Below are 22,447 nucleotides of genomic sequence, written 5' to 3' on the forward strand. Positions count from 1 at the left end.
AGCCCCCCGAGGCACCGGCTCAGCCGGACGCCTCGGGATGACGCGCCAGCCACGCGGCGAGGGCGTCCTGGTATTGCTCCATGGCGCGATCGTAGACGTCGTAGATGCACGGCACGCAGCCTTCGCCACAGCAGTCGAGGGGCTCCGGCGCCTCCGGCGGCTGCGGCTTCGGGTCGTCGTCCTTGACCGCCACGCGTCAGCCCCCGGGCTTGCGGAACCGGTAGACGAACTGGTCGGTATGGCCGCGGATCGACTTGTCGAACACCTTGATGTCGTGCGGGTCCTTCGGGTTGCGCAGCACTTGGCTTTCGCCGTCGAACACGAACCCGGCCGACTCGACCTGCTTCTTCACGATCGCCGGATCGATACGGTGCAGCGTGTCGGTGTCACGCATGCCCGAGCCCGCCTCGGCCACGTGATCGACCACCACGAACAGCCCGCCGGGCTTGAGCGCGGCGAATACCTGCTTGTCGAAGGCGACCGGATCGAGCTTGCCCATGAAGGGATCGGGATAGTCGTGGTAGTTCTGCGAGGTGAACACCAGGTCCACCGGCTCGGGCGTGGCGAACTGCGCCGCCGGCTGCACCAGCACGCTGACGTTGCCGTAATGCGGATCGGTGGCGAGCTTGCGCAGGTTGGCCGAGTCCGAGCCGGACACCTTGTCGTAGGCATCGGGCCAGATGCCGTAGACGTGCCCGCCGGGGCCGACGATGGCGCTGAACACGCGGGTGAAGTAGCCGCTGCCGGGGATCAGGTCCACCACCTTCTGGCCCGGCTTCACCTGGGCAAAGGCCATCAGCTGGGCTACCTGGCGACGGGCGTCGTTGGCCGCGTCCAGCTTGCGCGCGGGATCGTCGACCGCGTTGCGAACATAGGACGGGGCGCTGTTCGCCGGGACGGCGGCCTGGGCGGTGGACGCGCCGGCGGGCAGCGTCAGCGGCAGTGCGAGAGCGGTCACAAGGGCAAGCAGGGTCGGTCGCATGACGGTCTCCTCGTTGGCAGGGAGCGCCCAGTGTGCACCCCCGCGCCGCGGTCGTCGCCATGACCTGTGCCACATCGCGCGCGCCGGGCGCACCGGAGTGATTGCCGCGCCCGCCGCGGCGTAGTACTAGTGGGCCGTTTGTTGCAGCCAGCCGCAACCGCCCAGGGACCGCTGCCGATGACCTTGCTCTTCGCGTGTGCTTTCGTGCTGTTGCACGCGCTGGCGATATGGCTGCTGCCCGCATTTGCGATTCAGGCGTCCTACTTTTTCCTGCTGCTGGCGCCGGTGCTGGCGCTGGCGGCGGCACTGCGGCGGGCGGCGCGCAACGGCTGGTCGCACAGTCGCGGCTGGCTGCTCGCGGCACTGGCCATGGCTTTCTGGACAATGGGCATGCTGGCGAGCCTGCGCCAGGACCTCTACCTCGCCAACGCCAACGCCGCGCCCGGCGACAGCATGCTGCTGTTCATCCTGTTCGGCGTGCCGATCGTGATGGCCGTGTCGGCCTCATCGGTAGAGGGTGAGGCGCTGCTGGTAAGGCTGATCGACGGCGCGCTGGCGCTGGCGCTGGGCTACCTGTTCTACGTGCACACCTTCAGCCTGCTCACCGTGCGCGGTGCCGACAGCATCGAGCAGGCACAGCAGGTGGCGGCGATGTTCGATGCCGAGAACCTGTTCCTGCTGCTGGCGTCGGCGATCCGGCTGGCCGCAGCAGAGCGTCGGGCCGAGCGACATTTCTTTCGTGCGGTGGTGCTGTTCACCGGGCTCAACACGCTGGCCAGCTTCTACTACAACCACTTCGTCGCGCTGGGCGACCACCCGGATTTCGGCTCGCTGCGCGACCCCCTGATCGACGTGGCGTTTCTCGCCTTTGCGGTGCAGGCGTGGCACGACCCCTCCGCCCGTCGCACCGGCCGACGCAGCTCGCCCGCGCTTTCGCGCATCGTGCGCACCGGCAGTCCGCTGTTGATGGCGCTGGCGCTGCTGGTGGTGGCGGTGATCGTGCTGCGCGAGCGCTTCTACTTCGGCGTGGCGGGCCTGGTGGTGGCGGTGGTCGGCTATGGCGTGCGCACGACGCTGGTGCAGGTCAGCCAGATCCAGGCCGCCGAAGGCCTGGCCAGGCACAGCCATGCGCTGGAGGAGATGGCGCACACCGACAGCCTTACCGGGCTGGCCAACCGGCGCGCGCTGGACGAGGTGCTGGAGCGCGAATGGGTGCTGCGCGAACACGCCACGCGCAGCATCGCGGTGCTGATGATCGACATCGACTACTTCAAGCAGCTCAACGATCGCTACGGACACCCCGCGGGCGACGCCTGCCTGCGCATGGTCGGGCGGGTGCTGCTGGCCACCGCCGGCCGACCCGGCGACGTGCTCGGCCGCTATGGCGGCGAGGAGTTCGCGCTGGTGATGTGCGGCGGCTCGCTGGCCGATGCGCAGGCGGTGGGCGAACGGCTGCGCGCGGCGGTGGAGAAGCTGGCCATCGCCAACGCCGACAGTCCGTTCGGGATCATCACGGTCAGCATCGGCGCGGCCAGCGGCCTGGTCGGCGAAGGCTCGCCTGATACCTTGATGGCCGCGGCGGACGCGGCGCTCTACGCGGCCAAGCAGGCGGGCCGCAATCGAGTGACCGTGGCGGGCTAGTCAGCCCGGCAGCCGCCAGCTGCCCAGCACCTCGTAATCGCCGGCGCCGACCTCGCTGTGCAACAGCAGCACCCGATCGACCGGCCACGCAACCGGGGCTACCGCTACCGGTGCAGCCAGGTCCTGCTGGCCGTAGGCGAGCGTCACATGCGGGGTGAAGCTGCGCTCGATCCGCCCGCCGAGGCGCACCAGCGACAGTTCCCGCCGCAGCTGTTCCCACAGCGCCTGCAGCGCCGGCGAGCCCTGCGCACTGCGCAGCACACACGGCGGCCGGCGCCCTGGAAACTGGCAACCTGATCCGCCTGCCACGTGAACGGCGCCACGCGCACCTTGCCGATGGCCGCACGCGCCGCCTCCAGCAGCGATGGCCGCAGGCTGGGGTGGTCGCCCAGAAAGGCCAGCGTCACGTGATAGCGTGCCGGCTGCACCCAGCGCGCCTGGATGTTGCCCTCCTCGCGCAGCGTGCGGGCCGTGGCAGCGATCTGCTCGCGTACCGGCTCCGGCGGCACCAGCGCGAAAAACAGGCGGTGCAGCGGACCGGCCGGCTCCTCCAGCCCGGGCAGGCCGATCTGCGGTTCGTCGGGAGCACTCATGGCGGAAGACCTGCTGGCAGAAGTGACGGCGGTGGCGCGGCGGCCGCGGACACCTCATCGGCGCCTGCGGCGGCGGCAGACAACCGCGCGCGGGGCCGCAGTGTGCCACGCGCAGTGGGGCTCAACGGTCCCAGGTGTGGACCGCCGTGGGCACGGCGCGGTGCGCGGACCACGCCGCGCGCTCGTGCCGGCAGCTCGGGCTGCCCATGGCGAACTTGCGGCAGATCGCCGGGCGGTCGGCGTAGATGGTGCAGCGGAAATCCAGCGGGTCGACCGCGGCACACCAGCCGTCCTCGCCCTTGGCGAGCGTCTGCAGGCCGCGCTCATCCTCTTGCACCAACCAACGCGGTACCCGGTCCTCCGGCATCAGCACCACGGTCAGGCGGCAGCACACCGCTTCGCACGTATCGCACTGCACAGACGGATCCACCCGCTGGTAAAAAGGGTCGTGCGTGGCGTCGTGTTCAGACATGCCCGGCACGTCGGGCATCCACGAACGCCTTTGCCTGCTCCAGCATCCAGCCGCCGAGGCGTTCGCTGTCGAGTTTCTTGCGCGCCTGCGGGTAGGGCTGGTGCACCACTTCGTCGCCGGCCAGGCTGACGGTGTAACTGTCGACGCTGCAACGGATGAGATACCCGCAATAGCGGGTGACGAGCGGCAAGGTCGGGGCAACCACAACGGGCGCAGCACGGCGGACGGGCATGAATGACATTCCTGCAGACAGGGCTGGCGTGGCACCACGCAGGGGCGGGCGCAGTCGCGGGGACGGCGCGGCCGGGGCGTGGATGGCAGTTGCCAGCGAGGGAAGGAGCCCGTTCGAGAGCGGGCTGGCGATGCGCGGACAGCGATGCAGCCGCCTGCGCCTTCACATGAAGGTTCGCGATCTTAGCCGCTGCAGGGTTACGGCGATGTTGAGGCCCTGCCCGGGGGGGATCGGCCGAGCCGGCCGGCCGCCTTACAGACGCGTAACGAAAAACAGCGCATGCTGGGCAGGTTGCCGCAGGACGCAACGCGACGCGATCGCGTGTCCGGTGGCCTGGTTTTCGCTCATGCCCTGCCCGCGCGGGCCCCCGTGATGCCGCCCACCGGAGCTCAGGCCCGGCGCCGCATTGCAGGGTTCTGCGCCCTTTATCCATCGTTCGAACGCGCGCTCCAGCACACCGGCGCACGTCGCTGCACCGTCACGCCTTTGCTCCACCGCGCCAGGACTCTGCGCCTGCGCGGTTTCTGCGGCCCACGCCGCACGTGATCCATCCCGGATCGTCACCTGAAAGGCTCGCCATGACTTCACCCAAGAACGAGATGTCCGTGCAGTACATCCACGACGTGTACAGCATGGACAAGACCAAGGCCGCGGGTCAGCCGGCCGCCAAGCGCGCGGCCGTGGCCAAACCGGCAGCGGCCGCCAAGGCAGCCAAGCCGCGCAGCAAGCCGGCTCCGGCCAAGTAGCTCCGCGTCGAGCCGGGTCGGGCCAGCCCCGCCCGGTCGCCACGCATTGACCGCGGGCCGCTCAGGCCACTGCAGCGGCCGCGCGGCGCCTGCGTGGCGGCGCCGTGCGGAACGCGGGCGCGTCCCGGATCGCCTCCATGACCTGCCCGCGCAGCCACGCGTGCGCCTGTTCGGACTGTCGGGACGCATGCCAGTACGCGAGGATCGGGATCGGCTTGAGCGCCAGCGGCAGCGGCCGCACCGCCAGCGGCAGCAGCGGCGTCAGGCTCGCCGCATACGAGGCCGGCAAGGTCAGCAGCAGGTCGGTATCGGCCGCGATCTGGCAGGCGGCAAAGTAATGCTGGCAGATCAGGCCCACGTCGCGATCGCGCCCGTCCTGATTGAGCAGCACGTCCAGCGCCACCGGTTCGCCCAGCGACGACACCGCCACGTGCCGTGCGCCGAGATAGTCGGCGCGCCGCAGCGGCGCACGGGCGAGTGGATGTTGCGCCCGCATGGCCACCACCAGCGACTCGTCCAGCAGATGCTCGCTGCCGATCCGCGCACTGACGCGCTGGCGGCGATCCACCACCATGTCGAGCGAGCCGGCCACCAGTTCCCGCTCCAGCTCCGCCGTGGCCACCCGGCGACTGACGATACGCACGCCCGGCGCCTGCCCCGCCAGCCGGCGCATCAACGCGGGGAATGCGATCGACTCCAGCACGTCGCGAAAGCCCACGGCAAAGGTCATCTCCAGCGTCGCCGGGTCGAAGCTCGACTGCTGGCGCACCGCGGCGTGCAACCCCTTCAGGTGCAGCTGCACGTCCGCCATCACGCCGCGCGTGCGGTCGGTGGCCACCACGCGGTTGCCCTGGCGCACGAACAGCGGATCATCGAACAGCGTGCGCAGCCGGTTGAGCGCATGGGTCACCGCCGGCTGGGTCAGGTGCAGCGCCCGCGCCGCGGCGCTGATGCCGCCGTGGGTGTCGATGGCCGCCAGCACGCGGAACAGGTTCAGGTCGATGCGGCGAAAAGCATGATCCATGGCGGTACTCGCGTTCTGGCCGAATGGCACCGGCAGCATATCAATCCCGGCGATGGCCCCGCATAAGCGACATTCATTTCAATGATCCACGCCAGCGGCGTAGGCTCGACCGGTCACCAGGAGCCGTCATCGTGGATTTCTCGCACTCCGCCCGCAGCGGGCAGCTGCTCGACCGACTCGACCGCTTCATGCGCGAGCAGCTGGCGCCGGCCGAGGCAACCTACGCCGCGCAGCAAGTCGGCGGCAGCGACCACCGCCGCTGGCGGCAGCCGCCAGTGATGGAGGAACTCAAGGCGAAAGCGCGCGACGCCGGCCTGTGGAACCTGTTCCTGCCCGACCCCAGCCACGGCGCCGGGCTGTCGAACGCGGACTACGCGCCGCTGGCCGAACGCATGGGCCACAGCTTCATCGCGCCGGAGGTGTTCAACTGCAGTGCGCCGGACAGCGGCAACATGGAAGTGCTGGCCCAGTACGGCACGCCGGCGCAGCAGGCCCGCTGGCTGGCGCCGTTGCTGGACGGCACGATCCGCTCGGCGTTCTGCATGACCGAGCCGGAGGTGGCCTCCTCCGACGCCACCAACATGCGCGCCACCGCCACCGTCGACGGCGACAGCATCGTGCTGGACGGGCGCAAGTGGTGGTCCACCGGCATCGGCCATCCGCACTGCCGCGTGGTGATTTTCATGGGCCTGAGCGATGCCTCGGCGGAGCCGCACGCGCGCCACAGCATGGTGCTGTGCCCGCTGGACGCGCCGGGTGTGACGGTGGAACGGATGCTGCCGGTGTTCCACACCTTCGACGAACCCTCCGGCCACGGCGAGGTGCGCTTCGACCAGGTGCGGCTGCCGCTGGATCACGTGATCCTGGGCGTGGGTCGCGGTTTCGAGATTGCCCAGGGCCGGCTGGGCCCCGGCCGCATCCACCACTGCATGCGCGCCATCGGTGCGGCCGAGCGGGCGCTGGCCATGCTCTGCCAGCGCGCCGCCGCGCGCACGGCTTTCGGCCAGCCGCTGGCAAGGCTCGGCGGCAATGGCGACATCATCGCCAACGCGCGCATGGCGATCGAGCAGGCGCGCCTGCTCACGCTGAAGGCGGCCTGGACCATCGACACGCAGGGCGTGAAAGCCGCGCTCAGCCTGATCTCGCAGATCAAGGTGGTGGTGCCGGGCATGCTGCAGCAGGTCACCGATGCGGCGATCCAGATCCACGGCGGCGCCGGCCTGTCCGATGACCTTCCACTCGCCGCCCTTTACGCCTATGCACGCGTGCTGCGGCTGGCCGACGGTCCCGACGAGGTGCACCGCGCGGTGGTGGCAAAGATCGAAATGAAGGAACAACTGCGAGGGAACACGCGATGACTGCTCCGACCGACCAGCCGCGCGACGTGCGCGACGAGGACCGTTTCGACGAGGCGCGGCTGGATGCCTTTCTCAAGCGCGAGCTCGACGGCCTCGAAGGCGCGCCGCGGATCCAGCAGTTTCCCGGCGGCGCCTCCAACCTCACCTACCTGATCCGCTACGGCCAGCGCGAGCTGGTGCTGCGCCGCCCGCCGGCCGGCGCCAAGGCAAAGTCCGCGCACGACATGCTGCGCGAGGCGCGGGTGATCGCGGCGATCCGCCCGCATTTTCCGTTCGCGCCGGCCATCCTCGCCAGCTGCAGCGACCCCGACGTGATCGGCTGCGACTTCTTCGTGATGGAGCGCCTGCCCGGCGTGATCCTGCGCCGCGAGCTGCCCGCCAAACTCGGGCTGGACGAAACCGGCCTGCGGCAACTTTGCACCGGCTTCATCGACCGGCTGATCGAACTGCACCGCGTCGATACCAGCCAGCCGGACATCGCCGCGCTGGGCAAGGGCGAAGGCTACGTCGCGCGCCAGGTCGCCGGTTGGAGCGAGCGCTGGCGCAGGGCGCTGACCGAGGGCGCCGATCCGCACGAGGACGTACTCGCCTGGCTGGCCGAGCACCAGCCCCCGGGCGAGGCGGCACTGTGCGTGATCCACAACGACTACCGTTTCGACAACGTGGTGCTGGACCCGGCCGACCCGCTCGCCATCACCGGCGTGCTGGACTGGGAGATGGCCACGTTGGGCGATCCGCTGATGGACCTGGGCGGCTCGCTGGCCTACTGGGTGCAGGCCGATGACGACCCGGTATTCCAGTCGTTCCGGCGCCAGCCCACGCACGCAGCCGGCATGCTCACGCGGCGCGAGGTGATCGATTACTACGGCGAGCACAGCGGCCGCAACGTGGACAACTTCGGCTTCTACGAAGTGTTCGGCCTGTTCCGGCTGATGGTGATCATCCAGCAGATCTACTACCGCTTCGCGCTCGGCCAGACCAGCAACCCGCAGTTTGCCGGCTTCGGCGACGCGGCCCGCTACCTCGGCCAGCGCTGTCGCCGCCTTATCAGGCCGGCGGGCGCCTAGGCATGGGCGACCTGCTGCTGATCCGCCACGGCCAGGCCAGCTTCGGCGCCGAGGATTACGACCGGCTCTCGCCCGTCGGCGAAACCCAGTCGCAGCGGCTGGGTGCATGGCTGCGGGGCAACGAGCCGGCACCGGTGCTGGTCGCCCGCGGCAATCTTCGCCGCCACGCGCAGACCGTGCAGCGCTGCCTGGATGCCGCCGGCGTGGACGCACCCATCCTCACGTTTGCGGGGCTGGATGAGCTGGACCACGTGGAGCTGCTGCGCCGCCACCGCCCCGACCTGCCCGATCAGGCTGCACTCGCGGCCGAGATGCGTCGCCACGACGATCCGCGTCGCGCCTTCCAGTCGCTGTTCGCCGCCGCCGTGGAGCGCTGGACCAGCGGCAGCCACGACGGCGAGTACCACCGCAGCTGGAGCCAGTTCCGCGACGAGACCTTGCGCGACCTGCACGCCTTGACCGAGCAGGCGCTGGAGCGCGACGGCGATGTGTGGGTGATCACCTCCGGCGGCCCGATCGCCGTGATCGCCGCGCAGCTGCTGGCCGTGCCGGTGGAGCGCACCTTCACCCTCAGCTGGCCGCTGGTGAACACCGGGATCACCCGCGTGCGGCCCGGCCGCAGTCGCCACCAGCTCGTCACCTACAACGCATGGCCACACCTGGCCGGCGCCACGCACACCGACCTCCTTACCCATCGCTGACCGCACTCCGTTCGCAAGGAACCGACCATGAGCACCGACCTGTTCGACCTCACCGGCAAGATCGCCGTCGTCACCGGCGCCAGCCGCGGCATCGGCGCCGAGATTGCCCGCCTGCTCGCCGCACAGGGGGCGCACGTGATCGTCTCCAGCCGCAAGCTCGAGGACTGCCAGCGCGTGGTCGAAGGCATCGTCGCCGATGGCGGCAGGGCCGAGGCACTGACCTGCCACATCGGCGAGATGGAACAGATCGAAGCGCTGTTCACCCAGCTGGAGAACACCCACGGCCGGCTCGACGTGCTGGTCAACAACGCCGCCACCAACCCATACTTCGGCCCGATCACCGAGACCGACCCCGCGATCTTCCAGAAGACCGTCGACGTGAACATCCGCGGTTACTTCTACATGTCCAGCCACGGCGCCCGACTGATGGCGAAGAACGGCGGCGGCGCCATCGTCAACGTGGCCTCGGTCAACGGCGTGGTACCCGGCTTCCAGCAGGGCATCTACTCGATCACCAAGGCCGCGGTAATTTCCATGACCAAGGCCTTCGCGGTGGAATGCGCCGAATCCGGCGTGCGCTGCAACGCGCTGCTGCCCGGCCTCACCGACACCAAGTTCGCCTCGGTGCTGGTCAACACCCCCGCCATCCTCAAGCAGGCGCTGGCGCACGTACCCATGCGCCGCGTGGCGCAGCCGTCGGAGATGGCCGGCGCCGCGCTCTACCTGGCCAGTGCCGCCTCGTCCTACACCACCGGCGCCGTGCTCAACGTCGACGGCGGCTACCTGTCGGTGTGAGGCACCGGCTGTGCTCTCCTGTCCCGCCGCAACGGCCGTCGGGTAAGCGACTGTCCGTGGCACCAACCAGACGCGCGTCGGTCACCACCACCCCCAGAACGGGTTTCCGCGCCAACCACGACGAATGCCCGACACCTCCCGGAGCTCCGCCATGACCAACCCATCCGCACCGCGCGCCGCGGGCAAGCAAGCCTTCATCACCGGCGCCGCCGGTGGCCTCGGTGCTGCCATGGCGCACCTGCTCGCGCGCCACGGTGCGCGGGTGTTCCTCACCGACATCGACGAAGCGGCGGCAGCGGCCGTCGCCACCGCCATCAATGCCGAATATGGCACCACGGTGGCGTGGTCGGCCCAGCAGAACGTGCGCGAAGAGGCGCGATGGCCGGCAGTGCTGCAGCAAGCGGCCGAAGCGATGGGCGGGCTCGCCGTACTCATCAACAACGCCGGGATCGGCGCCATCGGCGGCGTCGAGTCATTGACCGACAAGGAGTGGCAGCGGGTCATGGGTGTCAACGTCGACGCCATCTACTACGGCTGCAAGTACGCCCTGCCCTGGCTGAAGCAGAACCAGCCGGCGTCGATCATCAACATCTCCTCGATGGCCGCCTTCAAGGTCGACCCCGACTTCACCGTCTACAACGCATCCAAGGCGGCGGTCGCCTCGCTGACCAAGTCGGTGGCGATCGACTGCGCGCGCCAGCAGCTGGCCATCCGCTGCAACTCGATCCACCCCGCCTTCATCCGCACCGGCATCGTCGAGCCGTTCTTCCAGCAGCTGGGCGAGGAAGAAGCCCTGCGCAAGCTCACCCGCGGCAACCCCATGCGTCGGCTGGGCGAACCGGACGACGTGGCGTTCGCCGCGCTCTATCTCGCCTGCGACGAGAGCCGTTACGTCACCGCCGCCGAGCTGCGCGTCGATGGCGGCGCATCGGCCGTCTGATGCGTGACGTTGACGATCGCGCGAGGACACTGTGCCGCGCGGCCGCCACACGGCACGGCCTGCCGCCTCCAAGCGTCCGTGCAGCGGGCGCACCCATGGCAGCGCCAACGCACCGCCCGCCGGCCTTCCCGGCCCTGCGCAACCGTTTCCTGCGCACGCCGCGTGAATGCCGAACCCTCCACGCCACCCACCCGCGAGGCCGACCATGACCCTGAGCAACCGCCAACTTCGCCTCAAGACCCGCCCGGAAGGCCTGGTCCACCGCGACAATTTCGACCTCGTCACCAGCCCGATTCCCGAACTCCAAGACGGCGAGGTGCTGGTCCGCACACTCTATATCTCGATGGATCCCACCAACCGCGTGTGGATGCGCGACATCCCGCAATACCTCCCGCCCGTGGCCATCGGTGAAGTGATGCGCGCGCTGGGCCTGGGCCGGGTGGTGCAGTCGCGTTCGGCGCAGTACCGCGAAGGCGATCTGGTGCAGGGCATCACCCGCTGGCAGGACTACCTCGTGCTGCACGAAAGCGCCAAAGGCTACGTACGCCTACCCGCCGACCCCGGCATCCCGCTGCCGACCCTGCTTGGCGCCGCCGGCATGAGCGGCGTCACCGCCTACTACGGCATGACCGACATCGCTCCGGTGCAGCCCGGCGAGACCCTGGTGGTTTCCGCCGCCGCTGGCTCGGTCGGCTCCATCGCCGGCCAGATCGGCAAGATCATGGGTGCCCGCGTGGTCGGCATCGCCGGCGGCGCCGACAAGTGCAACTACCTTGTCGACGAACTCGGCTTTGACGTCGGCGTCGACTACAAGGCCGCGGACTTCAAGCAGCAGCTCAAGGCCGCCACCCCCGACGGCGTGCACGTGAACTTCGAGAACGTCGGCGGCGACGTGATGAAGGCGGTGCTCGGCCGCATGAACATCGGCGGCCGCGTTGCGCTGTGCGGCCTGATCGCCGGCTACAACTCCGGCGAGAAACCCGGCGACGACTTCAGCCCGTTCATCATGAAGCGGCTACGCATGCAGGGCTTCCTGGTGCTCGACTACACCAAGACGAAAGAGGCGGTGCATGCGATCACGGGGTGGATTCGCGAGGGGAAGTTGAAGACCGAGGAGACGGTGGCCGAGGGGCTGGAGAACGCGCCGGTGGTGTTGAACCGGTTGTTCGATGGGAGTCATCGGGGGAAGTTGGTGTTGCGGGTGAACCCTCAGGAGGAGTCGTGATTTTCGTCCCGCCTCCGCTGTCCACCCAACGCGACCCAGTATGCGCTCTAGATCATCGAGGACTCCGCCAGTGAATGACTTACGAGGAAACCGGCCCACCGTCATGACCGGGCCACGATCCATTTGCGCGAACGGAGTTTGAGCGGACAGCGGCACCGCAGCCCACGCACGTTTGGGAAAAGCTGAATGTGCCCCGGCGTTGTCTCAACAACACATCATCCATAGCAAGAGGATCCAAATGCGTCGACTACTCGCAGTCTCCCTCTTCATGTTCATTTTTCCAGCGCTGGCGCAAACCGAGGAGATCACCCTGCCGATGCACCGCGACCGCACTGGCCAGCTAAGCGTCTCGTTAACGCTCAACGGCGTTCCTGCACGACTTCTGGTGGATACCGGTGCCAATGTCAGCACTATGGATAGAAGCCGGCAGGCGTTCCTCCCGGACGGCGAGATGCCGGAGTCAGCCGCCCCCGGCGCGCCGCCGCAAGTGGAGTTATCTGTAGCCTATCGGCTTCGATCCATCGGAGCAGAGCAGTTCACATTGCTAGACCTGAGCTTCATCAACGTCGGAGCAGAACGTATGGGTACCCCACCGTTCGATGGTCAGCTTGGCGCCAGCTTCTTCGAGCAACACCACGCCGTGATCGATTTTCACACCATGACGATACGCCTGGATGCTTCGGGCAGCTCAACTAACAGCGAAGTTCACGGATCGACGCAAAGGTAGTGAGAGCACTGATGCGCCAGGACATTCGCCGCGTCACAAGGATGCTAATACGAAGCCTTTCGTGCGCCTTCGGCGCCCGAGTCACTTTCTCTTGGGTCGCCAAGAGAAAGTAACCAAAGAGAAGGCGACCCTCCTCGGCGCTTGCCGGGCTGCGCCCGGCAAGTCCGTGAGCCGCGGCCGGGCTTTTCGACAGGGCTTCCTGCCCTGACGAAAAGGCATCGGCCTCCCTGCCGATGCCCCTGCGGGCATGATCGTCCGCGACTCACCGCCTCACAAAGGAGTGGGGATCAAAAGCAGGAGCAACAGCAGCAGCAAAAGCTAAAGCCAATGCCACTGCCACTGCCACAGCGATGGTGATCGCGTAAGCGATAGCCGAGCCTGGGCGCGCGATGCGCGCGGCTTTTGATCTTCCCTCCCCTCTGCAGCGGCGGCCGGGCGGAGGATCAGCCCGAAGGGTGGCTCGCATGGATGCGAGCCAGTTTGGCGTCAGTCCATGGATGGACTGTCGACAAACCCCGCAGCCCGGACGCGTACCTCCCGGGCCAATGGCCCGGGAGGCGCGGAAGCGGGGTGGCCTTTCTCTTGGTTACTTCTCTTTGGCCACACAAAGAGAAGTAACTCGGCCTCCGAAGGAGGACGAAACCGCTCTTGCTCTGGATCAGCCGACGCCGGAGAACCACCCAGATCAAAATGGGTTCCCGCGTTCGCGGGAATGACGGCAGTAGAGCGTGGAGCCACCGCGAGCGAAGCACCCATCCCCTCTGAAGCGGCGGCCAGGCGGAGGAACAGCCCGAAGAGTGGCCTGCATGGATGCCGGCCAGTTTGGCGTCAGTCCATGGATGGACTGTCGACAAACCCCGCAGCCCGGACGCGTACCTCCCGGTCCAACGGCCCGGGAGACGCGGAAGCGGGGTGGCCTTTCTCTTGGTTACTTCTCTTTACGCCGGGCCTCCTGCCCTCCACCCTTCGGGCCGGCTTCGCCGTTCGCGCCACCGGCGCGTGGCCACACAAAGAGAAGTGACTCGCCCTCCGAAGGAGGACGAAACCGCTCTTGCTCTGGATCAGGCGACGCCGGAGAACCGCCAAGATCAAAATGGATGACCGGCATGCGCCGTTGAAGAGCGCTTCCCGCGTTCGCGGGAATGACGGCCGGGCACTACCAAAGTCTCAGTCCGGCGCGGCGCCAGCCAAGCCGACGCCGCGCCTTCCTTTGATCACTCAGCCTCCCTCTTCTCAAACACCCTGCCACTGCGCAGCCGCTGCGTTTGCAAAATCGCGATACGAGCGCGGCGCGTGCCCCAGCAGATTCTCGAACCGCTGGATCTCCTCGGCCGTGGCTGCCGCACCGTCGGACTGGTAGCGCTCGAGCATCAGGCGGAGGTCCATGGCGTACCAGGCCGGCATCATGGTTTTCATACGGCCTTCCATCGCCGCCAGCTCGTTGCCGCCGTAGCGCACGGGGCGTCCAAGCACCTCGCTCCAGATCTGCGCCAGCTCATCGCCGTTCAGGCGATCCGGCCCGACCAGTTCGTAGGTTTCGCGCGGCAACGGCGCGGGAGCACGTTCCCGACGAAGCAGCTCCAGGGCAGCGGCTTCACCGATGTCGCGGATATCCACCATGGAAATGCCCTTGTCGCCGATGGGCATGCCATACACACCTGCCGCCAGCAGAGGATCCTTCTGACGCAGGTCGTTCTGGATGAAATAGGCGGGACGCAGCACCGTCGCCGGCAGGTCGAGCACCTCGATCATGCGTTCGGCCGTGTACTTGCCGGCGAAATGCGGGACGTCGACATAGGCCTGGCCCTTGTACACGGACAGATACACGATGCCCTTGACGCCAGCCTCCCGGGCCAGCGTCAACGCCTGCAGCGCCTGGGTGACTTCGTCGGCGACATTTGGCACCAGCAGGAACAGGGTGCTGACACCGTCCAGTGCGGCGCGGAACGAATCGGGATCGGCCAGCTCGCCGGCGACGGCGGTGACGCCTTCCGGGAACTGTGCATTCGCGGGTGAGCGGGTCAACGCGCGCACCGAAACGTCGGTACCGCGGAGATGATGAAGGACCTGGGTGCCGATGGTGCCGGTGGCGCCGGTAACAAGAATGCTCATGGGAAATTCCTCGTCGTGTGACGACTGTCGTTGGGGTGAACACACGGTAGGTCGTTCCACCCATGCTGCGAAGATGCCAATATCAAGACCGCTCGTCTCATATGTGGAACACACCATGGACCTTCAGGCACTGACGGATTTCGCACTGGTCGCCACGCACGGCGGCTTCGGCCGCGCCGGCCGAATGTCCGGGCGCTCCAAGGCGACGCTGTCGCGGCGTGTGGCGGAGCTGGAACAAAGCCTGGGCGTGCGGCTGATCGAACGCGGCGGCCAGCGCCTCCGATTGACCGACGAGGGGCGCGCGCTGCACGAGCGCACGCGTGGACCGCTGGCGGACATTGCCGAAGCGGGCGAAGTGGTGACGTTGGGGGCGTCCGTTCCGCGAGGCCGGTTGCGGGTCAGCGCACCGCTGGTGCTCGCCCACGTCGCCCTTGCTCGGGTCGCCGCGCGCTTTGCGCGCTCCTTCCCCGAGGTGCAGCTGGAGATCGTGGCCGAGGACCGCAAGGCCGATCCCGTCGAAGACGGTTTCGATCTGGTGATCCGGGTCAATCCCTCGCCCGATGAGCGCCTGGTGGGGCGACGCATCCTCGACGACCAGCGTGTGGTCGTTGCGCATCCCGAGTTCGCCTTGCCCAAGCGCCGTGCGAAAGACGCGAACGCGCCCGAGGTAAAAGCGGTGCTGCCGAGCCGGACCGCCCCTGACCTGCTCTGGCGATACCGTGCGCCGCGGGGCGGAGCCGAGACGACGGTGCGGCCAGTGCCCGCTTTGCGACTGTCATCCCTTCTGATGGCCCGTGAGGCCGTATTGACCGGCGCAGGTGCTGCGTTGCTGCCCGGCCTGCTGGTGGCGGACGACCTGCGGACGGGACGCCTGGCGCTCTGGGGCATGGACACCGGACCCGTGGTGGAGATCTGGGCGCTGCGTAACTCCCGCGGATTGGTCGGCGCCAAGGTACGCGCCTTTCTCGACGCCCTGGATGAAGCCTTTCCTGATCGCGTCCTTGCCGGCGCCACGGCTGAGCCTGAGTAGCGGTCGTTTGAGCCGGCGGCTTTGCGCTCGCTTTCCTCCTTGCAAGCGAGGGCTTTCCTGCGCCTCCGGCGCCTGCGTCACTTTCTCTTGAGTCGCCACGCACCCCGTCCGGAACGGACGCGCACGGCGACGCCGGCCCGAAAGGGCGGAGGGCAGGATGCCGGAGTAAAGGAAAGTAACCAAAGAGAAGGCGACCCTCTTCGGCGCTTGCCAAGCTGCGTCCGCCAAGTCCGTAAGCCGCGGCCGCGCTTTTAGACAGCGCATCACGCACTAGCGAAAAGGCATCGGCATCCGTGCCGATGCCTCTGGGGGCTGATCGTCCACGACTCACTGCCTCACAAGGGCGGTAGAGATCAGAGTCGACGGCCACGGCAACCACAACATCAGCAGGCCAAGAGCATTGGCAAACGCGATGGCGATTGCGTGAGCGATCGCCGAGCCTGATCACGCATGACGCGCTGCTGTTGACCTTCCCTCCCCTCTGCAGCGGCGGCCGCGCGGAGGAACAGCCCGAAGGGTGGCCGGCATGGATGCCGGCCAGTTTGCCGTCAGTCCAAGGATGGACTGTCGACAAACCCCGCAGCTCGGACGCGGACCTCCCGGGCCAGCGGCCCGGGAGGCGCGAAAGCGGGGTGGCCTTTCTCTTGGTTACTTCTCTTTACTCCGGGCCTCCTGCCCTCCGCCCTTCGGGCCGGCTTCGCCGTTCGCGCCAACGGCGCGTGGCCACGCAAAGAGAAGTGACTCGCCCTCCGAAGGAGGCGAAACGCTCTCGCTCTAGAGCAAGCTCCAACAGAGACCAGCCAGGAGCAAGATGGATGACCGGCATGCGCCGTTGAAGAGCGCTTCCCGCGTTCGCGGGAATGACAGCGGTGGGGCGTGCCGCCGCCTTCGGGCCGGCTTCGCCATTCGAGCCCGTTCCAGACGGGCGCGTGGCCACACAAAGAGAAGTGACTCGGCCTCCCCAGGAGGACGAAAGGCTTTGGCTGTTGAGTGCGAAGAGCAGAAATGGATGGCGACCGCTCCTGCGGTCATCCTTTGGAGCGCCTTTCGGCGTCCGCTTCGGCTCCTGCCTCCGCGAGCCCGCGTTTGCGGGAATGACGACCGGTAAATTCGAGGAAGAGTAACCTCCTCTGGTTACCCACACCGGAGCCCCACTCCCCATGGAATACCGCAAACTCGGCCGCACCGGCCTGGACGTGTCGCGACTGTGCCTGGGCTGCATGACCTACGGCGAATCCGCCCGGGGCAACCACGCCTGGACGCTGGACGAGGCGACCAGCCGCCCGCTGATCCGCCAGGCGCTGGACGCCGGCATCAACTTCCTCGACACCGCCAACGTCTACTCCGACGGCACCTCGGAGGAATTTGTCGGCCGCGTGCTGAAGGAGCACGGCCAGCGCGACCGCATCGTGCTGGCGACCAAGGCGCACGGGCGCATGCACGCCGGCCCGAACGGCATGGGCCTGTCGCGCAAGGCGGTCATGGCCGAGATCGACCACAGCCTGCGCCGACTCGGCACCGACTACGTGGACCTGTACCAGATCCACCGCTGGGACCCGACCACGCCGATCGAGGAAACCATGGAGGCGCTGCACGACGTGGTGAAGGCCGGCAAGGCGCGCTATCTCGGCGCCTCCTCGATGTACGCGTGGCAGTTCGCCAAGGCGCAGCACGTGGCCGAGCGACACGGCTGGACCCGCTTCGTCAGCATGCAGAACCACTACAACCTGCTCTACCGCGAGGAGGAGCGCGAGATGATGCCGCTGTGCCAGGACTCCGGTGTCGCGGTGATTCCCTGGAGCCCGCTCGCCCGCGGCCGCCTCACCCGCACCTGGGACGAAGCCACCGAGCGCACACGCACCGACGAATTCGGCAAGACCCTGTACAAGGTGCCCGACGCCGACCGTCGCGTGGTGGAAGCGGTCACCGCCGTCGCCGACCAGCGCGGCGTCTCCAAGGCACAGGTCGCGCTGGCGTGGATGCTGGCCAAGCCGTTCGTCACGGCGCCGATCATCGGCGCGTCGAAGGCGGCGCATCTGGACGACGCGGTGGCTGCACTGTCGCTCGCGCTCAGCGCGGACGAAGTCGCCGCACTCGAGGAGCACTACGTGCCGCACGAAGTGTCCGGCCACGCCTGATTCCCCGGCTCTGGCGGTGCCGCGAAAAGCGGCACCGCCAGAGCGACCTTCGGTGCCGGCTGCACCCTCACAAGCGTTGCTGCACAAGGGCTGGCGTTACTTCGTAACGCTTCCGGTTTTTCTTTTACTGCGCATCGGACCGGCGTAGAATCACGGGTGTCGAATCCTTCGATTCACACATCGCCATGAACACTTTCAATCCGCGCTGGGCCATCTTTGCGAGCGGGCTTTTTGCCACGCTAACCGACGTACCCGCAACGCGTTGACCCGCTCCGCGTCGTGAGTCGCGTCCCCAGGCCGGCACTGGCCTGATCCGGACGACGGCCGCCCCTCGAACCGCTTGCACATCCTGCCGACGCCTCCGCGCCGGACGGGCGCCTGCAGCCTCCTTCCCGTGAGCCCGCCACCGATTCATGCCGCAGCGCCTTGCCGCCGCCGGCGGCCTCACCGCGCGCGTCCCGTGGACTGCGCGCATCCGCAAACCCGAGGGGAGAACGACTAATGCAACCGACACCGCGTCACCGCCGCGCCAGCCTGGGGCTGTTCGCCGTCTGCGTGGCGCTTTACCTGGGCCTGCTCGGCCCGTGGCTGATCTCTGCCCCCAGCACGCTGGCGGTCGCGGCCGGCCTGATCTTGCTGGTCGCCCTGCTCGCATGGGCATGGCGGCTGTTTGGACGTCCCTTCAACTAAGGAAAGCCTTCCATGAAATCGATCGTTTCCGCCCGCCTGCTGGTGGGCCTGTTCGTCATCGCGCTCGCCTCGCTGTCGCTGACCCAATGCAGCAAGGTGCCGGCCGGCAATGTCGGCGTGAAGTTCAAGCTGTACGGCGACGGCAAGGGCTCCCTGCAGGAGCTGCAGCCGGGCCGCTACTGGGTGGGCTGGGGCTACGACCTGTACACCTTCCCCACCTTCACCCAGAACTACACCTGGACCCGCAGCGCCGCCGAAGGCTCGCCCAACGACGAGTCGCTGACCTTCCAGACCGTGGAAGGGCTGTCGGTGAACGCGGACGTGGGCATCACGTACCACATCAACCCGGACAAGGTGACCACGATCTTCCAGAAGTACCGCAAGGGAGTGAGCGAGATCACCGACATCTACCTGCGCAACATGGTGCGCGACTCGCTGGTGAAGGAGTCCAGCTCGCTGGGCATCGAGTCGGTCTACGGCCGCGGCAAGGCCTCGCTGATCCAGTCCGTGCAGGACGATGTGGATCAGCAGGTGGGGCCCACCGGCATCGTGATCGAGAAAATCTACTGGATCGGCGAACTGCGCCTGCCGCCGAACGTGGTGCAGTCGATCAACGCCAAGATCCAGGCCACGCAGATGGCCGAGCAGCGCAACAACGAGATCGCCCAGGCCCGGGCCGAAGCGGCCAAGGAAGTGGCGATGGCCGAAGGCAAGGCCAGAGCCCAGCTGACCATCGCCGAGGCCGAAGCCAAGGCGATCCGGCTCAAGGGTGATGCGCTGCGCGCCAATCCGGACATCGTGCAGATGACCGCGGTGGAGAAGTGGAACGGGCAGTTGCCCACGTACACCGGCGGCAGCGCCGTGCCGCTGATCCAGTTGCCGGAAGCGAAGTAACCAAGGGAAACCGCAGCGGCGACGGAGCAATCCGTCGCCGCTTTGTTTTTGGTGAAGCCTACGAAGAAAACCCGCGCGTCAGGCGCACGCGGCGAGGCTCGCCAGCAGGTTCTTGCCGACCGCCGCGGGGCCCGCTCCGGAGCGACTGCCCCGGCCCACCACCATCGCGCCTTCCAGCGCCGACAGCATCAGCTCGGCGAGATGCGCCGCGCGTTGCGCGGTGGTCACCTGACCGCTGCGCTGCGCGTCGCGGAAGGCGGCGGTGAGCCAGGCGAGGTTGAGCTGGAAGAACCCGGCGACCGCGTCGGCGACGCCGGCCGGCAACGCATCCGCCTCGGCGCCGAGCATGCCGCACACGCACAGGCGGCCGTCCTGCGCGTAGGTGGTGGCGAACAACTGCACGTACGCCTTCAGCCGGGCCAGCGGATCGCGCCGGGCCACATCGATGGCTGCCAGCGCGGACTCGAAGCGCTCGGTGTAGCGCTGCGCCAGCGCGGCGACGAGGTCGGCCTTGGTGCGGAAGTGGTGGTGCACGCTGGGCTTGCGGATGCCCACCGCCTGCGCCACGTCATCGAAGGAGAACCCGCCGTAGCCGCGCTGCTGGATCAGCGCCTCGGCCACGTCCATCACCCGTTCGGCGGTCCCTGCCGGTGCGTGGTTCATGCGGCGGCGTCCTCGGTGTGTGCGATCAGGTGGCCGGTCTTGACCAGGATGGTGCAGCCCTCGCGACTGAAGGGCTGGTGCTGGCTCATGTGCGGGCTGCGCAGCCAGCTGCCGGCCGGGTAGCGGCCGTGCTCGTCCTCGAACACGCCCTCCACCACCAGAATCTCCTCGCCGCCGTAGTGACGGTGCGGGTTGAAGTACGTGCCCGGCGCCCAGCGCACCAGCGCGGTGTGCTCGGTGCGGAAGTCGTGCAGCGGCATCACCGACAGGCCGGGTACCAGCCCCGGCAACCACGGCTCGTCGCGGGTGTGCACCACTACATGCGCCAGATCGATCAGGTCGAAGTAGCGCAGTTTCACGAACAGCACGCAGCCGCCGTCGGACCACGGCGCATGCGCCGAGCCCGGCGGGTTGCGGATGTACGAGCCCGGGCCGAAGCGACCGCTTTCGTCGCAGAACTCACCCTCCAGCACGAACAGCTCCTCGCCCATGGCGTGCACGTGGCGCGGGAAGTGTGATCCCGGCGCATAGCGCACGATGGAGGTGGCGCGGGCCACTTCGTCGCCGTCGCGTTCGAGCATCTTGCGCTGGACGCCGGCGGAGGGCGAATCGATCCAGTCCATGGCGGAAGAGTCGACCACGGCACGTTCGGACCAGTCGGAGCGCAACTGCATAGACATGAACCTACCTATTGGAAGGTAGGCAGTTTGATCGGGGTGCGATGGCGCGTCAATGGCCGCGGTGCCGGCCCCGGGCTGGGCAAGTGGCGCCATGCGGGCGTGGATTGACGGCCCCGACACGGAGGGCCACCGATGATTCCGCGCTTCAGCGACCACGCCGCCAACGAGCGCACCTACCTGGCCTGGGTGCGCACCGCGATCACGGTGATGGCGTTCGGGTTCCTGCTGGAGCGGTTCGATATCTTCCTGGCCTACGCCAGCCATGCTGCCGGAACGTCGCTGCCGAAACTGCACGTGCGTGCCTCCGAATGGCTCGGGCTCGCGCTGCTGGTGTTCGGCGCGCTGCTGATCCTGGTGGCGACGCTGCGCTTCCATCGCCAGCGTGCCGCGATCGACCGCGACAGCTCCTTGCCCTATCGCAGCGCGCGCATGGAGCAGATGTTGTCGGCACTGCTGATCGCAATGGCGGTTTTTCTGGTGGTGTACGTGGCGCAGCAGGTGGTGGCGCTGGGCTGAACTTACTGACGCGGAGAAGTCGAATGATGTCATCCCTTGTACTGGCCGCCGCGATGAACGTGGGCACGGTCGGCGCCGCCAGCCTGCCCAACCGTCCGGTGACGACGCTCGAGCTCGAGCGCTATGCCGGCACCTGGCACGAAATTGCGCACCTGCCGCTGTTCTTCCAGCGCAAATGCATCGACACCATCACCGCCACCTACACCCCGCGCGCCGACGGCACGCTCGCCGTGCACAACGCCTGCCGCACGGCCAAGGGCATGGACGCCTCCGACGGGGTCGCGCGCCCCACCGGCGGGGCGTCCGGCGCACTGCAGGTGCGCTTCGCGCCGCGCTGGCTGGCGTGGCTGCCGATGGTGTGGGCCGACTACTGGGTGATCGAGCTCGACCCCGACTATCGCTGGGCGGTGGTGGGCAGCCCCAGCCGCAAGTACCTGTGGGTGTTGTCACGCACGCCATCGATGGATGCCGGGCAGTTCCGCGCCATCCGCAATCGTGCAGCGGCGCGCGGTTACCCGGTGGAACGCCTGGTCATGGCCGCCCCGCTGGACTGAGGCCCGGTGCATCGGACGGCAAGGCCGACAGACTGTCGCTGCATGCACCGCATCGCGACCGGCTGAGGCACGATGTGGGGCCACGCGTTGTGGCGGCCGGCCGCCGCGCGTCGGTTGCACCACCCCAGAAGGAGCCAGGCATGTGGACCTATCGAGGCCAGCAACGGCCGCCGTTTGCCGATACCCCGGGGCCGGGCCAGGAATCGGTGTGGGACTATCCACGCCCGCCCCGCCTGGCGCCGGATGCGCGCCGGGTTCGCGTGCATGCGGGCGCTGCCCATGTCGCCGACAGCGTGCGCGCGGTGCGCGTGCTGGAGACCGCCAGCCCGCCCACGTTCTACCTGCCGCCGCAGGACGTCGATCTTGAGCGCCTGCGTCCGGCGCCGGGCAGCTCGCACTGCGAGTGGAAAGGTCGCGCGGTGTACTGGAGCGTTCGCGACGACGCCGGCCGCTGGCTCGAGGCGGTGGGCTGGAGCTATCCCGAGCCGCGCTCCGCCTTCGCCGCAATCGCCGGCTGGCTCTCCTTCTATCCGGGTCGACTGCACTGCGAGGTGGCCGGCGAAGGCGTGCGGCCGCAGCCGGGTGGCTTTTACGGCGGCTGGCTGACCGACGAGATCGTCGGCCCGGTCAAGGGCGAACCCGACAGCGGGCACTGGTGATGACCCCG

General features: G+C 68.1%; 26 protein-coding genes. 16 read left to right on the plus strand and 10 right to left on the minus strand.

All coding sequences use genetic code 11. The annotated features are described in order from the left end of the window. Positions 1 to 19: 19 nt before the first annotated feature. Complete coding sequence (locus tag VFG40_RS03570; protein WP_324894985.1) at positions 20 to 193, minus strand: oxidoreductase-like domain-containing protein; 174 nt, start codon at positions 191 to 193, stop codon at positions 20 to 22. Positions 194 to 196: 3 nt separating this feature from the next. Then, on the minus strand, positions 197 to 982 hold the full coding sequence (locus VFG40_RS03575; protein WP_324894987.1) for a class I SAM-dependent methyltransferase: 786 nt from the start codon (positions 980 to 982) through the stop codon (positions 197 to 199). Positions 983 to 1,159: 177 nt separating this feature from the next. Between VFG40_RS03575 and VFG40_RS03580 the strand changes: the two genes are divergently transcribed. Continuing rightward, on the plus strand, positions 1,160 to 2,623 hold the full coding sequence (locus tag VFG40_RS03580) for a GGDEF domain-containing protein (protein WP_324894989.1): 1,464 nt from the start codon (positions 1,160 to 1,162) through the stop codon (positions 2,621 to 2,623). Here the strand turns inward: VFG40_RS03580 and VFG40_RS03585 are convergent, their stop codons facing one another. From VFG40_RS03585 to VFG40_RS03600, 4 genes are all read right to left on the minus strand, one after another. Beyond that, positions 2,624 to 2,884: a 2'-5' RNA ligase family protein gene (locus VFG40_RS03585; RefSeq protein ID WP_324894991.1), complete on the minus strand. Its 261-nt coding sequence runs from the start codon at positions 2,882 to 2,884 to the stop codon at positions 2,624 to 2,626. After that, positions 2,767 to 3,216: a 2'-5' RNA ligase family protein gene (locus tag VFG40_RS03590; RefSeq protein WP_324894993.1), complete on the minus strand. Its 450-nt coding sequence runs from the start codon at positions 3,214 to 3,216 to the stop codon at positions 2,767 to 2,769. Before VFG40_RS03590 ends, VFG40_RS03585 begins: the two co-directional genes overlap by 118 nt. Before the next feature lie 121 nt (positions 3,217 to 3,337). Continuing rightward, positions 3,338 to 3,688, minus strand: coding sequence for a YkgJ family cysteine cluster protein (locus VFG40_RS03595; protein ID WP_414649240.1), 351 nt, complete (start codon positions 3,686 to 3,688; stop codon positions 3,338 to 3,340). Further along, positions 3,681 to 3,920 (minus strand): hypothetical protein, encoded by a 240-nt coding sequence (locus VFG40_RS03600; RefSeq protein ID WP_324894997.1) that lies wholly within the window; start codon positions 3,918 to 3,920, stop codon positions 3,681 to 3,683. The genes VFG40_RS03595 and VFG40_RS03600 overlap by 8 nt, the downstream gene beginning before the upstream one ends. A 578-nt stretch (positions 3,921 to 4,498) precedes the next feature. Between VFG40_RS03600 and VFG40_RS03605 the strand changes: the two genes are divergently transcribed. Further along, entirely contained in the window at positions 4,499 to 4,666 is a 168-nt protein-coding gene (locus tag VFG40_RS03605) for a hypothetical protein (RefSeq protein WP_324894999.1), read from the plus strand. A 61-nt stretch (positions 4,667 to 4,727) separates the two neighbouring features. On the opposite strand, the gene VFG40_RS03610 is transcribed toward VFG40_RS03605, so the two are convergent. Beyond that, positions 4,728 to 5,690, minus strand: a complete 963-nt coding sequence (locus VFG40_RS03610; RefSeq protein WP_324895001.1) for a LysR family transcriptional regulator — start codon at positions 5,688 to 5,690, stop codon at positions 4,728 to 4,730. Positions 5,691 to 5,821: 131 nt separating this feature from the next. On the opposite strand from VFG40_RS03610, the gene VFG40_RS03615 reads away from it, so the two are divergent. The 7 genes from VFG40_RS03615 to VFG40_RS03645 all read left to right on the plus strand — a co-directional run bounded on the left by VFG40_RS03615 (position 5,822) and on the right by VFG40_RS03645 (position 12,503). Continuing rightward, positions 5,822 to 7,048, plus strand: a complete 1,227-nt coding sequence (locus tag VFG40_RS03615; protein ID WP_324895003.1) for an acyl-CoA dehydrogenase family protein — start codon at positions 5,822 to 5,824, stop codon at positions 7,046 to 7,048. Then, positions 7,045 to 8,115, plus strand: coding sequence for a phosphotransferase family protein (locus VFG40_RS03620; protein ID WP_324895005.1), 1,071 nt, complete (start codon positions 7,045 to 7,047; stop codon positions 8,113 to 8,115). Before VFG40_RS03615 ends, VFG40_RS03620 begins: the two co-directional genes overlap by 4 nt. Positions 8,116 to 8,117: 2 nt before the next feature. Continuing rightward, positions 8,118 to 8,816, plus strand: coding sequence for a histidine phosphatase family protein (locus VFG40_RS03625; RefSeq protein WP_324895007.1), 699 nt, complete (start codon positions 8,118 to 8,120; stop codon positions 8,814 to 8,816). Positions 8,817 to 8,843: 27 nt separating this feature from the next. Beyond that, complete coding sequence (locus VFG40_RS03630; protein WP_324895009.1) at positions 8,844 to 9,611, plus strand: SDR family oxidoreductase; 768 nt, start codon at positions 8,844 to 8,846, stop codon at positions 9,609 to 9,611. 151 nt (positions 9,612 to 9,762) lie between these two features. Next, positions 9,763 to 10,551 carry an SDR family oxidoreductase gene (locus VFG40_RS03635; RefSeq protein ID WP_324895011.1) on the plus strand — a complete coding sequence of 263 codons (789 nt, stop codon included), beginning with the start codon at positions 9,763 to 9,765 and terminating at the stop codon, positions 10,549 to 10,551. A 205-nt stretch (positions 10,552 to 10,756) separates the two neighbouring features. Then, on the plus strand, positions 10,757 to 11,776 hold the full coding sequence (locus VFG40_RS03640) for an NADP-dependent oxidoreductase (RefSeq protein WP_324895013.1): 1,020 nt from the start codon (positions 10,757 to 10,759) through the stop codon (positions 11,774 to 11,776). Positions 11,777 to 12,014: 238 nt separating this feature from the next. Beyond that, the gene (locus tag VFG40_RS03645; protein ID WP_324895015.1) at positions 12,015 to 12,503 is read left to right on the plus strand and encodes an aspartyl protease family protein; all 489 of its coding nucleotides are present in this window, start codon (positions 12,015 to 12,017) and stop codon (positions 12,501 to 12,503) included. A gap of 1,233 nt (positions 12,504 to 13,736) precedes the next feature. Here VFG40_RS03645 and VFG40_RS03650 read toward each other — a convergent pair. After that, entirely contained in the window at positions 13,737 to 14,732 is a 996-nt protein-coding gene (locus tag VFG40_RS03650; protein WP_324895017.1) for an NmrA/HSCARG family protein, read from the minus strand. On the opposite strand from VFG40_RS03650, the gene VFG40_RS03655 reads away from it, so the two are divergent. From VFG40_RS03655 to VFG40_RS03670, 4 genes are all read left to right on the plus strand, one after another. Further along, positions 14,731 to 15,645, plus strand: a complete 915-nt coding sequence (locus VFG40_RS03655) for a LysR family transcriptional regulator (RefSeq protein ID WP_324895019.1) — start codon at positions 14,731 to 14,733, stop codon at positions 15,643 to 15,645. The genes VFG40_RS03650 and VFG40_RS03655 overlap by 2 nt on opposite strands. A gap of 1,160 nt (positions 15,646 to 16,805) precedes the next feature. Continuing rightward, positions 16,806 to 17,783 (plus strand): aldo/keto reductase, encoded by a 978-nt coding sequence (locus VFG40_RS03660; protein WP_324895021.1) that lies wholly within the window; start codon positions 16,806 to 16,808, stop codon positions 17,781 to 17,783. Between the two features lie 501 nt (positions 17,784 to 18,284). Further along, entirely contained in the window at positions 18,285 to 18,473 is a 189-nt protein-coding gene (locus VFG40_RS03665; RefSeq protein ID WP_324895023.1) for a hypothetical protein, read from the plus strand. Positions 18,474 to 18,485: 12 nt separating this feature from the next. Next, positions 18,486 to 19,367 carry a prohibitin family protein gene (locus VFG40_RS03670; protein ID WP_324895025.1) on the plus strand — a complete coding sequence of 294 codons (882 nt, stop codon included), beginning with the start codon at positions 18,486 to 18,488 and terminating at the stop codon, positions 19,365 to 19,367. A gap of 78 nt (positions 19,368 to 19,445) precedes the next feature. Here VFG40_RS03670 and VFG40_RS03675 read toward each other — a convergent pair whose 3' ends face one another. Further along, entirely contained in the window at positions 19,446 to 20,030 is a 585-nt protein-coding gene (locus VFG40_RS03675; protein ID WP_324895027.1) for a TetR/AcrR family transcriptional regulator, read from the minus strand. Continuing rightward, positions 20,027 to 20,710: a cupin domain-containing protein gene (locus VFG40_RS03680; RefSeq protein ID WP_324895029.1), complete on the minus strand. Its 684-nt coding sequence runs from the start codon at positions 20,708 to 20,710 to the stop codon at positions 20,027 to 20,029. Before VFG40_RS03680 ends, VFG40_RS03675 begins: the two co-directional genes overlap by 4 nt. A gap of 132 nt (positions 20,711 to 20,842) precedes the next feature. Here VFG40_RS03680 and VFG40_RS03685 point away from each other — a divergent pair, with 132 nt between their 5' ends. The 3 genes from VFG40_RS03685 (at position 20,843) to VFG40_RS03695 (ending at position 22,439) form a co-directional block, all read left to right on the plus strand. Beyond that, positions 20,843 to 21,226 (plus strand): YidH family protein, encoded by a 384-nt coding sequence (locus VFG40_RS03685; RefSeq protein ID WP_324895031.1) that lies wholly within the window; start codon positions 20,843 to 20,845, stop codon positions 21,224 to 21,226. Between the two features lie 23 nt (positions 21,227 to 21,249). After that, the gene (locus VFG40_RS03690) at positions 21,250 to 21,780 is read left to right on the plus strand and encodes a lipocalin family protein (RefSeq protein WP_414649239.1); all 531 of its coding nucleotides are present in this window, start codon (positions 21,250 to 21,252) and stop codon (positions 21,778 to 21,780) included. A gap of 140 nt (positions 21,781 to 21,920) precedes the next feature. Continuing rightward, positions 21,921 to 22,439, plus strand: coding sequence for a DUF427 domain-containing protein (locus tag VFG40_RS03695; protein ID WP_324895033.1), 519 nt, complete (start codon positions 21,921 to 21,923; stop codon positions 22,437 to 22,439). Positions 22,440 to 22,447 lie beyond the last annotated feature (8 nt).

It is taken from the genome of Dyella sp. (genome assembly GCF_035685805.1).
Classification (GTDB): domain Bacteria; phylum Pseudomonadota; class Gammaproteobacteria; order Xanthomonadales; family Rhodanobacteraceae; genus Dyella_A.

Bases quoted from the DNA above. Each gene is read 5' to 3' on its own strand.
- VFG40_RS03575 (WP_324894987.1), bottom strand. From the start codon at position 982: ATGCGACCGACCCTGCTTGCCCTTGTGACCGCTCTCGCACTGCCGCTG.
- VFG40_RS03580 (WP_324894989.1), top strand. From the start codon at position 1,160: ATGACCTTGCTCTTCGCGTGTGCTTTCGTGCTGTTGCACGCGCTGGCG.
- VFG40_RS03590 (WP_324894993.1), bottom strand. From the start codon at position 3,216: ATGAGTGCTCCCGACGAACCGCAGATCGGCCTGCCCGGGCTGGAGGAG.
- VFG40_RS03595 (WP_414649240.1), bottom strand. From the start codon at position 3,688: ATGTCTGAACACGACGCCACGCACGACCCTTTTTACCAGCGGGTGGAT.
- VFG40_RS03600 (WP_324894997.1), bottom strand. From the start codon at position 3,920: ATGCCCGTCCGCCGTGCTGCGCCCGTTGTGGTTGCCCCGACCTTGCCG.
- VFG40_RS03605 (WP_324894999.1), top strand. From the start codon at position 4,499: ATGACTTCACCCAAGAACGAGATGTCCGTGCAGTACATCCACGACGTG.
- VFG40_RS03610 (WP_324895001.1), bottom strand. From the start codon at position 5,690: ATGGATCATGCTTTTCGCCGCATCGACCTGAACCTGTTCCGCGTGCTG.
- VFG40_RS03620 (WP_324895005.1), top strand. From the start codon at position 7,045: ATGACTGCTCCGACCGACCAGCCGCGCGACGTGCGCGACGAGGACCGT.
- VFG40_RS03625 (WP_324895007.1), top strand. From the start codon at position 8,118: ATGGGCGACCTGCTGCTGATCCGCCACGGCCAGGCCAGCTTCGGCGCC.
- VFG40_RS03630 (WP_324895009.1), top strand. From the start codon at position 8,844: ATGAGCACCGACCTGTTCGACCTCACCGGCAAGATCGCCGTCGTCACC.
- VFG40_RS03635 (WP_324895011.1), top strand. From the start codon at position 9,763: ATGACCAACCCATCCGCACCGCGCGCCGCGGGCAAGCAAGCCTTCATC.
- VFG40_RS03640 (WP_324895013.1), top strand. From the start codon at position 10,757: ATGACCCTGAGCAACCGCCAACTTCGCCTCAAGACCCGCCCGGAAGGC.
- VFG40_RS03645 (WP_324895015.1), top strand. From the start codon at position 12,015: ATGCGTCGACTACTCGCAGTCTCCCTCTTCATGTTCATTTTTCCAGCG.
- VFG40_RS03655 (WP_324895019.1), top strand. From the start codon at position 14,731: ATGGACCTTCAGGCACTGACGGATTTCGCACTGGTCGCCACGCACGGC.
- VFG40_RS03650 (WP_324895017.1), bottom strand. From the start codon at position 14,732: ATGGTGTGTTCCACATATGAGACGAGCGGTCTTGATATTGGCATCTTC.
- VFG40_RS03660 (WP_324895021.1), top strand. From the start codon at position 16,806: ATGGAATACCGCAAACTCGGCCGCACCGGCCTGGACGTGTCGCGACTG.
- VFG40_RS03665 (WP_324895023.1), top strand. From the start codon at position 18,285: ATGCAACCGACACCGCGTCACCGCCGCGCCAGCCTGGGGCTGTTCGCC.
- VFG40_RS03670 (WP_324895025.1), top strand. From the start codon at position 18,486: ATGAAATCGATCGTTTCCGCCCGCCTGCTGGTGGGCCTGTTCGTCATC.
- VFG40_RS03675 (WP_324895027.1), bottom strand. From the start codon at position 20,030: ATGAACCACGCACCGGCAGGGACCGCCGAACGGGTGATGGACGTGGCC.
- VFG40_RS03680 (WP_324895029.1), bottom strand. From the start codon at position 20,710: ATGTCTATGCAGTTGCGCTCCGACTGGTCCGAACGTGCCGTGGTCGAC.
- VFG40_RS03685 (WP_324895031.1), top strand. From the start codon at position 20,843: ATGATTCCGCGCTTCAGCGACCACGCCGCCAACGAGCGCACCTACCTG.
- VFG40_RS03690 (WP_414649239.1), top strand. From the start codon at position 21,250: ATGATGTCATCCCTTGTACTGGCCGCCGCGATGAACGTGGGCACGGTC.
- VFG40_RS03695 (WP_324895033.1), top strand. From the start codon at position 21,921: ATGTGGACCTATCGAGGCCAGCAACGGCCGCCGTTTGCCGATACCCCG.